This window comes from Thauera phenolivorans (genome assembly GCF_001696715.1).
Lineage (GTDB): Bacteria > Pseudomonadota > Gammaproteobacteria > Burkholderiales > Rhodocyclaceae > Thauera > Thauera phenolivorans.
Window position 1 is genome coordinate 690,974 of sequence record NZ_MBFM01000001.1, and the last position, 10,399, is coordinate 701,372.

At 70.0% G+C, this 10,399-nt stretch carries 11 protein-coding genes; 9 read left to right on the forward strand and 2 right to left on the reverse strand.

Annotation, left to right across the window (positions count from 1 at the left end; all coding sequences use genetic code 11):
• Nucleotides 1-8 precede the first annotated feature (8 nt).
• From BB334_RS03245 to mnhG, 6 genes are read left to right on the forward strand one after another with little or no spacing between them, the layout of a single operon-like run.
• Nucleotides 9-2,915 carry a monovalent cation/H+ antiporter subunit A gene (locus BB334_RS03245; RefSeq protein WP_068804245.1) on the forward strand — a complete coding sequence of 969 codons (2,907 nt, stop codon included), beginning with the start codon at nucleotides 9-11 and terminating at the stop codon, nucleotides 2,913-2,915.
• Nucleotides 2,915-3,256, forward strand: a complete 342-nt coding sequence (locus BB334_RS03250) for a Na+/H+ antiporter subunit C (RefSeq protein ID WP_068804247.1) — start codon at nucleotides 2,915-2,917, stop codon at nucleotides 3,254-3,256. The genes BB334_RS03245 and BB334_RS03250 overlap by 1 nt, the downstream gene beginning before the upstream one ends.
• Entirely contained in the window at nucleotides 3,253-4,899 is a 1,647-nt protein-coding gene (locus tag BB334_RS03255; protein WP_068804249.1) for a monovalent cation/H+ antiporter subunit D, read from the forward strand. Before BB334_RS03250 ends, BB334_RS03255 begins: the two co-directional genes overlap by 4 nt.
• Nucleotides 4,896-5,420: a Na+/H+ antiporter subunit E gene (locus BB334_RS03260; protein WP_068804251.1), complete on the forward strand. Its 525-nt coding sequence runs from the start codon at nucleotides 4,896-4,898 to the stop codon at nucleotides 5,418-5,420. Before BB334_RS03255 ends, BB334_RS03260 begins: the two co-directional genes overlap by 4 nt.
• A complete protein-coding gene (locus BB334_RS03265; RefSeq protein ID WP_068804254.1) occupies nucleotides 5,417-5,701 on the forward strand; it encodes a K+/H+ antiporter subunit F in 285 nt (94 codons plus the stop codon). Before BB334_RS03260 ends, BB334_RS03265 begins: the two co-directional genes overlap by 4 nt.
• A complete protein-coding gene (gene mnhG, locus BB334_RS03270; RefSeq protein ID WP_068804255.1) occupies nucleotides 5,698-6,054 on the forward strand; it encodes a monovalent cation/H(+) antiporter subunit G in 357 nt (118 codons plus the stop codon). Before BB334_RS03265 ends, mnhG begins: the two co-directional genes overlap by 4 nt.
• A gap of 63 nt (nucleotides 6,055-6,117) precedes the next feature.
• On the opposite strand, the gene BB334_RS03275 is transcribed toward mnhG, so the two are convergent.
• Entirely contained in the window at nucleotides 6,118-7,434 is a 1,317-nt protein-coding gene (locus BB334_RS03275) for an enoyl ACP reductase FabMG family protein (protein ID WP_068804258.1), read from the reverse strand.
• A 150-nt stretch (nucleotides 7,435-7,584) separates the two neighbouring features.
• On the opposite strand from BB334_RS03275, the gene BB334_RS03280 reads away from it, so the two are divergent.
• The 3 genes from BB334_RS03280 to BB334_RS03290 all read left to right on the forward strand — a co-directional run bounded on the left by BB334_RS03280 (nucleotide 7,585) and on the right by BB334_RS03290 (nucleotide 9,906).
• On the forward strand, nucleotides 7,585-8,877 hold the full coding sequence (locus BB334_RS03280) for an RNA polymerase sigma factor (protein ID WP_083200250.1): 1,293 nt from the start codon (nucleotides 7,585-7,587) through the stop codon (nucleotides 8,875-8,877).
• 108 nt (nucleotides 8,878-8,985) lie between these two features.
• Nucleotides 8,986-9,378: a YciI family protein gene (locus BB334_RS03285; protein WP_068804259.1), complete on the forward strand. Its 393-nt coding sequence runs from the start codon at nucleotides 8,986-8,988 to the stop codon at nucleotides 9,376-9,378.
• 84 nt (nucleotides 9,379-9,462) lie between these two features.
• On the forward strand, nucleotides 9,463-9,906 hold the full coding sequence (locus BB334_RS03290) for a YybH family protein (protein ID WP_068804261.1): 444 nt from the start codon (nucleotides 9,463-9,465) through the stop codon (nucleotides 9,904-9,906).
• Between the two features lie 42 nt (nucleotides 9,907-9,948).
• Here the strand turns inward: BB334_RS03290 and BB334_RS03295 are convergent.
• The coding region (locus tag BB334_RS03295; RefSeq protein ID WP_158014345.1) for a DUF3616 domain-containing protein at nucleotides 9,949-10,399 on the reverse strand (451 nt) is incomplete at its 5' end.

Below are 10,399 nucleotides of genomic sequence, written 5' to 3' on the forward strand. Positions count from 1 at the left end.
ACGCTCCGATGTTGCTCGCCTCCCTCGTCCTCGTTCCGTTCATCGGCAGCCTGCTGGCGGCGCTGATGCCGCAGAGCGCCCGCAACCACGAGTCCTGGCTGGCGATCGCCGTGGCGAGCTACGGACTGATCGTCGCCGGCGCGCTCTACCCAGAGATGGCCGCCGGCGAGGTGCTGCGCGAGGAGTCCGCCTGGTTGCCAACCAAAGGCCTCGCTTTCGTGCTGCGGGTCGACGGCCTGGCCTGGGTATTCACGATGCTGGTGCTCGCGATCGGCCTGCTGGTGGTGCTCTACGCGCGCTACTACATGTCGGCCGACGACCCGGTGCCGCGCTTCTTCTCCTTCCTGCTCGCCTTCATGGGCTCGATGCTCGGCGTCGTGCTGTCGGGCAACCTGGTGCAGCTGGTGGTGTTCTGGGAGCTCACCAGCCTCACCTCCTTCCTGCTCATCGGCTACTGGCATCACCGCGCCGATGCCCGGCGCGGTGCGCGCATGGCCTTCACCGTGACCGCCACCGGCGGCCTGTGCCTGATGGCCGGGGTGCTCGTGCTGGGCCACATCGTCGGCAGCTACGACCTCGACGTCGTGCTCGCCGCCGGCGACCGGATTCGCGCCCACGAGCTGTACCTCGCGGCGCTGGTGCTGGTCGCCCTCGGCGCGCTCACCAAGAGCGCGCAGTTCCCCTTCCACTTCTGGCTGCCGCACGCGATGGCTGCGCCCACCCCGGTGTCGTCCTACCTGCACTCGGCGACGATGGTGAAGGCCGGCGTGTTCCTGCTCGCGCGCCTGTGGCCGGCGCTGGCCGGCACCCCGGAATGGACCTGGATCGTCGGCGGCGCCGGGGTGTGCACCCTGCTGCTCGGCGCCTTCATCGCCATCTTCCAGCACGACCTCAAGGGCCTGCTGGCGTATTCGACGATCAGCCACCTCGGCCTCATCACCGTGCTGATCGGCATCGGCACGCCGCTGGCGATGGTGGCGGCGATCTTCCACATCCTCAACCACGCCACCTTCAAGGCCTCGCTGTTCATGGCCGCCGGCATCATCGACCACGAGACCGGCACCCGCGACCTGCGCGTGCTGCGCGGCCTGCGCCACAAGCTGCCGATCACCGCCACGCTGGCGATCGTCGCCAGCGCGGCGATGGCGGGGGTGCCGCTGTTGAACGGCTTCCTGTCCAAGGAGATGTTCTTCGCCGAGACGCTGAGCGTGGGCGGCGAGCGCAACTGGTGGATGTCCTACGCCGCGGTGGCGATGGGCATGTTCAGCGTGGCCTACTCGCTGCGCTTCATCTCGATCTTCTTCGGCGCGCCGGCGCAGGACCTGCCGCGCGACCCGCACGAGCCGCCGCGCTGGATGCGCTTCCCGGTCGAGCTGCTGGTGCTGGCCTGCCTCGTGGTGGGCGTCGCGCCCGCCATCAGCATCGCGCCGGTGCTCGAGATCGCGGTCGCCGCCACCCTGGGCGCGGCCGCCCCGAGCTACGACCTCGCCGTGTGGCACGGCTTCAACCTGCCGCTGCTGATGAGCATGCTCGCGCTCGCGGGCGGGGTGCTGCTCTACGTGGTGCTGCGGCGTCATTTCGACCTGCAGCGTCGCGAGCGCGTGCCCTTGTTCCACCACTTCAACGGCGCCCAGGTCTTCGAGACCACGATGCTGCAAGTGACGCGCGCGGCGGGCTGGCTGCTGCGCCGGCTCGGCACCACAAGGCTGCAGCCGCAATTGCTGCTGATGATGATCGCGCTGCTGATCCTGCCGCCGCTGCTCGCCGGCACCCCGCCCGCCTGGACGCGGATCGCGCTGCAGGGCTTCGATCCGCTGTTCGCCACGATCTGGGCGATCGGCGGCGGCTGCGCGATCGCGGCGGCGTGGATGGCGAAGTACCACCGCCTCGCCGCGCTCGCCCTCGTGGGCGGCACCGGCATCGTCACCGCGGCGACCTTCCTGTGGCTCTCCGCGCCCGATCTGGCGCTCACCCAGCTGATGGTGGAGACCGTCACCACGGTGCTGATCCTGCTCGGGCTGCGCTGGCTGCCGCCGCGGATCGAGGCCGCCGCGGCGCCGCTCGCGCCCTTCTCGCGCGCCTCGTTGCGGCGCGCGCGCGACCTGCTGGTCGCGGTCGCCGGCGGCCTCGCGATCGCCGCGCTCACCTATGCGGTGCTGGTGCACCCGGCCTCCGATACCATCGCCGACTTCTTCCTGCTCAACGCGCTCGGCGGGGGCGGCGGCAGCAACGTGGTGAACGTCCTGCTGGTGGACTTCCGCAGCTTCGACACCTTGGGCGAGATCACCGTGCTCGCGATCGTCGCGCTCACCGTCTATGCCCTGCTGCGCCGCTTCCGCCCGGCGCCCGAGAGCGCGGCCATCCCGGCCCAGCAGCGCAACGAGGCCGATCCGGCGCGCGGCCAGACGCCGGCCGAGCAGGCGAACAGCGGCTATCTGATGGTCGCCGGCATCTACCTGCGCCTGCTGCTGCCCTTCATGGGCGTGATCGCGGTGTATTTCTTCATGCGCGGCCACAACCTGCCGGGCGGCGGTTTCGTTGCCGGCCTCGTCTTCGCGGTGGCGATCCTGGTCCAGTACATGCTCGCCGGCACGGTGTGGGTGGAATCGCACCTGAGCCTGCGGCCGCACCGCTGGCTCGGGCTCGGGCTGGTGCTGGCGTGCGCCACCGGCCTCGGCGCCTGGCTGTTCGGCCACCCCTTCCTCACCACCCACACCGCACACGTGACCTGGCCGCTGGTGGGCGAGCTGCACCTGCCGAGCGCCTTCGTGTTCGACCTCGGCGTGTTCACCGTGGTGGTCGGCACCACGATGCTGATGCTGGTGGCGCTCGCGCACCAGTCGCTGCGCGGACACCGCCTGCCCGGCGAGGATGGGGCGGAAGACCGCCAGGCGGCCGGCGGGAGGACGATCTGATGGAAATGGTGATCGCGATCGCGGTCGGGGTGATGTTCGCGTCCGGCATCTGGCTGATCCTGCGTCCGCGGACCTTCCAGCTCATCATCGGACTCATGCTGATGTCGTACGCGGTGAATATCTTCATCTTCGCCATGGGCCGGCTGTGGGTGGACAAGCCGCCGATCACGCCGCTGCCCGACATCGATCCCGCGCAGTTCGCCGACCCGCTGCCGCAGGGCCTGGTGCTCACCGCGATCGTGATCGGCTTCGCCACCACCGCGCTCTACCTGGTGATGATGATCGGCGCGCGCGGCCTCACCGGCAGCGACCACGTCGATGGCGAGGAGCCGCGCGAATGAGTCCGCTGCCCTGGCTGCAACACCTGATCGTGGTGCCCGTGCTGCTGCCGCTGCTGGTGGGCGCGCTGCTGATCCCGGTCAACCAGAAGCGTCACACGTTGAAGTTCGCCTTCAGCCTGGCGAGCGGCGTGCTGCTGTGGGCGGTGGCGGTCGCCCTGCTGCTGATGGCCGACGGCGAACACTGGCCGGACGGAATCGGCGTCTATCTCGCCGCCAACTGGGCGGCGCCGTTCGGCATCGTGCTGATGGTCGACCGCCTCGCCGCACTGATGCTGGTGCTCACCGCGACGATCGCGCTCGCCGTGATGGTGTTCTCGGCCCAGCGCTGGGACCGCGTCGGGGTGAACTTCCACTCGCTGTTCCAGTTCCTGCTGATGGGGCTCAACGGCGCCTTCCTCACCAACGACCTGTTCAACCTCTTCGTGTTCTTCGAGGTGATGCTCGCGGCCTCCTACGGCCTCGTGCTGCACGGCTACAACCTGCGCCGGATCCAGGCCGGGATGCAGTACGTGGCGGTCAACCTGGTCGCCTCGCTGCTGTTCCTGATCGGCGTTGCGCTGATCTACGCGGCGGCGGGCACCCTCAACATCGCCGACCTCGCCACCCGGGTGGCCACCCTCGGCCCGCAGGACGCCTGGCTGCTGCGCATCGGCGCCGTGGTGCTGGCGCTCGCCTTCCTCACCAAGGGCGCGATGTGGCCGCTCGGCTTCTGGCTGCCCACCACCTACGCCTCGGCCTCGGCGCCGGTGGGGGCGATGCTGGTGCTGATGACCAAGGTCGGCGTCTATGCGGTGCTGCGCGTCTGGCTCGCGGTGTTCGGCGAGGGCGGCGCAGACGGCGCCGGCGCGCTCGCCGGCTTCGGCTTCGCCGCCCTGACCGTGGGCGGCATGGCGACGGTGCTGTTCGGCGCGATCGGCATGCTCGCGAGCGAGGACGGCGGGCGCATGGCGGGCTATGGTGCGATCGTCTCCTCGGGCACCCTGCTGGCCGCGATCGGCCATGGTGGCGACGGGGTGCTCGCCTCGGGCCTGTACTACCTGCTCGGCTCGACGCTGGCGATGGCGGCCTTCATGCTGCTGATCGAGCTCGCCGAGCGCATCCGGCCGCCCGGCGCGGCGCTGATCGCGATCACGATGGAGGCCTTCGCGATCGAGGACAAGCCAGAGGATCCGGTCGGGGTCGGCATCCCGGGCACGCTGGCCTTCCTCGGGCTGAGCTTCGCCGCCTGTGCGCTGGTCATCAGCGGCATGCCGCCGCTGGCGGGCTTCGTCGCCAAGTTCAGCCTCTTCCACGCCATGCTGGCGAGCGCGGCGACGACGCCCGGCGGGGTGCCGGCGAGCACCTGGCTGCTGATCGCGCTGATCGTGCTCGCCGGCCTGGCGGCGATCATCGCGCTGATGCGGCTCGGCGTTCGCATCTTCTGGGCTTCGGGGGCGGTGACGCCGCCGCGGCTGCAGGTGTCGGAGGCGGCGCCGGTGAGCGCGCTGGTGCTGCTGTGCGTGCTGCTCACGCTGCAGGCAGGCGCGGTGTTCGACTATCTCGCCCGCACGGTCGCGGGTCTGTCGCGCAGCGCCGACTACAGCGCGCGCGTGCTCGGCGAGCCGCCGGTGCTGCGCGCGCCTGCCGGGGAGTCGCTGCGGTGAAACGCTGGCTGCCTTCGCCGCTGCTGTCGGTCAGCCTGTTGCTGACCTGGCTGATGCTCAACCAGAGTGTCGCACCGGGCCACCTGCTGCTCGGCGGCGCGCTCGCGATCATCGCCCCGCTGCTCGCGCGCCCGCTGCAGCCGCACGGTCATGCCCGCCTCGGCCGCCCGCTCGCGCTGTTCCGGCTGCTCTGGCTGTCGGCGATCGAGATCGTGCGTTCCTGCTTCAACGTCACCCAGATCATCCTGCTGCGCCGCTCCGAGCAGGTCAATTCGCAGTTCATCCGGGTGCCGCTCGCGCTGCGCAGCCCGCACGGGCTGGCCCTGCTGTCGTGCCTGATCAACTCGACCCCGGGCACGGTGTGGGTGGAGATCCTGCCCGAGAAGCACGAACTGCTGCTGCACGTCTTCGACCTGCACGACGAGCAGTGGTGGGTGGAAACCATCAAGACGCGTTACGAGCAGCCGATCATCGAGGTGTTCGAGACGCACGAAGCGAAACCCGAAGGAGACCGGGCATGACGACCGCGACGCTGCTGTCGGCGGCGATCCTCTTCGCGCTGGCCTGCGTGGTGTTGGCGATGGTGCTGTGCACCCTGCGCCTGCTGATCGGCCCGAGCGCGCAGGACCGCGTGCTGGCGCTGGACACGCTGTGGATGTGCACCATGCTGCTCGCGCTGATGCTCGGCATCCGCCACGGCAGCGAGATCTATTTCGAGGCCGCGCTGATCATCGCCCTGCTCGGCTTCGTGTCGACGATCGCGCTCGCCAAGTTCCTGATGCGCGGGGAGGTGATCGAATGAATTTCGCCGAAACCCTGCCCTGGTGGGCCGCCCTGCCGGTCGCCTTCCTGCTCGTGCTCGGCGGCCTGATCGCGGTGATCGGCACGCTCGGCCTGTTCCGCCTGCAGAGCTTCTACCAGCGCATCCACGGCCCGGCGATCACCGTCACCCTCGGCGCCGGCTGCATCCTGGTGGCCTCGATGCTGTACTTCAGCGTGACGCAGTCGCGCCTGGTGATCCACGAGCTGCTGATCGCCGCCTTCGTGCTGATGACCGCGCCGGTGGTGTCGATGCTGATCATGCGCGCCGCGCTGTACCGCGACCTGCGCGCGAGCCGCGAGGCGGCCTCGCACGACGAGGCGAAGGGGATGTGAGGCGCCCGAGGGTCGGGGTATCTTCGCCTGCAGCCCCGGACGCACCGGGGCTGAGCGCCACGTTCAGGCGTGCAGCGCGTTGAGCTGGCGGGCGACGATGTCGTGGTTGAGCCACAGCACCGGCCCGGCGGGCGCTGCCGACTCCCGGAAGATCAGGGCGCCGGTGGCCTCCACCACCAGGGCGCTGAGCAGGTCGGTGATCAGCGCGCCGCGGTCCTCGTGCAACTGCACGATCTCCTCCGAGGTGCCGATCTGGAGGTCGGCCTGCGCCGGGCTGTTGGGCATCGGCCAGGCGGCGAAGTCGCGGTAGGCCTGCATCACCTCGCTGCCGTGGAAGGCGGCCAGCTTCTGCAGTACGTCCTCGAGCGCGACGCCCTCGCTCAGCAGGGCGCGGCAGGCCTGCCACTGGGCCTCGGCCCAGGCGCCGCCGCCTTCCTTCTTCAGCGCCTCGAGCAGCGAGATCAGCGGCAGCTCGACGCCGGCGAAGACGTCGGTGGAGTTGGTGCGGATCTCGGGGCAGTTGTAGACGGTCGCCTTGACGCCCTGCTCCCACGCCGCGCGGGCGATGCGTTCGAGCCGCATCTTGGCGTAGCCCTGGGTATAGTTGGTGTAGGTCTGCCACTGGTAGCGGCCGTCGATCAGGATCTCGGTGCCGTGGTAGCCGTAGGCGGTGTAGCGCACCTGGCCGCCCGCGGCCTCGACGCGCGCGCGCAGCGCCGCGCTGCCTTCGATCAGGTGGCCGAAGGTGTTCGCCGACACCTCGTCGAAGTTCTGCATGATCAGCTTGCCGAGGTCGCTGTCGAGCAGGGTCTGCGACGACATGAAGCGGTCGTCGCGTCCCTTGTAGATGCGGTTGGCGATCACCATGAACACCTTCGCGCGCGGGATGCCGCCCGCCATGGTGTGGGCGAACAGCACGTTGCGGCCCTCGCCGACGATGTCCTCGAGCTCGGCCATCACCTCGGCCACCGCCTTGCGGAAGCGCTCGGTGCCGATCGCGCGGCATTTCTCGATATGGGCCCAGTCCAGCTTGTCCTGCTCCCAGGTTTTCAGCGTCATGCGGTTGAGCAGCTCGGTCGGGGTCGGCTCGCCCGCCGGCGCGTCGAGGTCGAAGCCGGCCATCAGCGGCACGTTGATGATCCTGCCGCCGAGGTTGGCCTCGGCCGCCGCCAGTTCTTCCGCGTTCAGCGGGCGCAGCGCGTTGTCGTCGTCGCGCCGGCCGACGGTGATGCCGACGATCTCCATCCCCGCCTGGCGCGCCTGGTCGACGAGGCCGGTGGCGTAGCCGCGCCCGAAAAGTTCGCCGAAGAGCACGAACACGTCGCCCTTGTGGAAGAGGTTGGTCTGCGGAAGCTGCTTCAGGGAGGTGAGTTCGTTCATGGCGTCGTGTGCGAGTGAGAAAGTGAGCTTCCCGCGATTCTACCGAGTTGAACCTCCGTCGCCCCAGTTTGACGCCTCTCGTCACGTGGCCGGATGCCGGACCGCCGCCTATTCTTGAAGCTCCATGAATGGCAGCGCAGAGGTTCGAGGATGAAGACTGCGCCAGCGGGCCGTGGGGCGGGCTGCCGTTCCGCCAGCCCTCGGCTGGGCGCCCTCCCCGCCATCCCGGACGAAGTGGAGGCGATCTACAGGCGTGAGTCGCGCCGCATCTTCGCGACCCTGGTACGCCTGCTCGGCGACTTCGATCTCGCCGAAGAGGCGCTGCACGACGCCTTTCGCGCCGCCCTCGAGCAATGGCCGCGCGAGGGCGTGCCCGCCAATCCACGCGCCTGGCTGGTGTCGACCGGCCGTTTCAAGGCGATCGACGCCTTGCGGCGGCGGGCGCGCTTCGATCTGGTGGACGACCTCGACGACTGCCCGTCCCCGACCGGTTTCGATCCGGCGGACGAGCCCAGCGTCGAGGACGACCGCCTGCGGCTGATCTTCACCTGCTGTCACCCCGCGCTCTCGCCCGAAGCGCGCATCGCGCTGACGCTGCGCGAGGTGTGCGGCCTCAGTACCGAGGCGATCGCCCACGCCTTCCTGGTCGCGCCGCCCACCCTCGCGCAGCGCATCGTGCGCGCCAAGACGAGAATCCGCGACTCGCTCATCCCCTATGAGGTGCCGCTGCAGGCCGAGCTGGGCGCGCGGCTCGACAGCGTACTGCGCGTGATCTACCTGGTGTTCAACGAGGGCTACTCGGCCTCGGCGGGCGATTCGCTGACGCGCGCCGACCTCTCGGGCGAGGCGATCCGGCTCGGCCGCCTGCTCGTCGAGCTGCTCCCCGAAGCGGAGCCGGTCGGCCTGCTCGCGCTGATGCTGCTGCAGGAGTCGCGCCGCGACGCGCGCACCACCCCGGAGGGGGCGCTCGTGCTGCTCGAGGAGCAGGACCGTTCGCTGTGGCGGCGCGAGCTGATCGCCGAGGGCGTGGCGCTGGTCGAGCGCGCGTTGCGGGCGGGCGGCGCCGGCCCTTACGCCGTGCAGGCGGCGATCGCCGCCGTCCATGCCGAAGCGCCCACCGCGGCGGCGACCGACTGGGCGCAGATCGTCGGCCTCTACGACGTGCTGCTGGGTCTCGATCCCTCGCCGGTGATCGCGCTGAACCGTGCCGTGGCGCTGGCGATGCGCGACGGCGCCGCGGCGGGGCTGGCCGAGGTCGACGCGATCCTCGCTCGCGGTGAGCTCGCCGACTACCACCTCGCCTACGCCGCGCGCGCCGACCTGTGCCGTCGCCTGGGCAGGGTCGACGAGGCGCGCACCGCCTACCGGCGCGCGATCGCGCTCACCACCCAGCGACCGGAGCGTCGCTTCCTCGAGCGCAGGCTGGCGCAATTGCCCGGGTGATGTCTCCGCCCCGCTGTCGATTCCGCCGCGCGCCGTTCGACTGGGGGATACGGACGCCCTGACGGGCGTGAAGCGATCCGACCCGCAACCCTCAGGAGGAGCAGGACCATGAAATACCTTTGCCTCATCAGTGCCGAAAAGGTGATGGAGCAGATGCCCCAGGCCGATGCCGACGAGCACTTCGAGGAGTATCGCGAATTCACCGAAGACATCCGCCGCAGCGGCCACTATCTCGACTGCAACCGCTTGCTGCCGCCGGCGGCCGCGACCACGGTGCGGGTGCGCAACGGCAGGCTGTCGATCACCGACGGCCCCTACGTCGAGACCAAGGAACAGCTCGGCGGCTACTACCTCATCGAGGCCAGGGACCTGAACGACGCGATCCAGGTCGCGGCGCGCATCCCGGGCGCGCGGCTCGGCTGCGTCGAGGTGCGCCCGGTCGCGACCGACCTGCAGACCCTGAGCGCACTCGGCGCCTTGCCGGCCGAGACGAGCGGCTGAGCGCGAAAGCGGCGGTCGATTCCGCCGCGCGCCCTTCGACCCGCGGGCGCACAGCCCCCGCGTCCCACCTCAAGGAGAAACCTCATGACCACCGACGCTGCCCTCGCCGGCACCGAATCCGCGATCCGCATCGAGCTCGACGCCTGGGCCGACGCGGTACGGGCCAGGGACATCGCCCGCATCTTCAGCCACTACGACGCCGACATCGTCGCCTTCGACGCGATCGCGCAGCTGCAGTTCAAGGGCGCCGACGCCTACCGCGCGCACTGGGAGCGCTGCATGGCGATGTGCCCCGGCCCGATGATCTTCGAGCTTCATGAGGTGCAGGTCGCCGCGGACGAGGAGCTCGCCTTCGGGCACGCCCTCGTGCGCTGCGGCGGCACCGACCCCGACGGCAAGGAGATGTCCGGCTGGATGCGCATGACCACCTGCTACCGCCGACGCGACGGCCGGTGGCGCGTGATCCACGAGCATTTTTCCGCCCCCTTCGACCCGCAGGACGACAAGGTGCTGTGGCTCGAGCCCTGAGGCCGGCTTCGGCCCTTCGTGCACACGCCGGCGGCCCCAGCCTCAGCCACGCCGCAGCATGTCGCCGAAAACGACGCCTTCGCCCGCCTTGCGATCCGGGCCCGGCGTATCGTAAAGCGCGATCCAGTCCGCACCCTTCTTCGCGAGCGAGGCGGGCAGCCTGCAGAAGGCCTCGGCCTGATCGGTCCCGCGTCCGTGCGGCAGGGGGAGCATTGCTTCGACCCCGGTCTCGAAGCGCACCGGGGCGCGGTTGGCCGCCAGGCAGGGCTTCGCGCCCGCCCACCTGAAGACGTGGATGTCACCGTCGAGCACCATCGTCGGACCGGCAAGGATGTAGAGGTCGTCGCCCGAATAGTGCAGATCGCGGACCCCGAGCCCCTCGAGCTGCAGGAAGTGCTTCCTGATCAGGGTGCCATCGTCGTCGAGCGGCACCAGCCGCAGATGCTTCCGCCGCGCTTCGACCTCGATCTCGAGCACTGCGGTCCATCCGCGC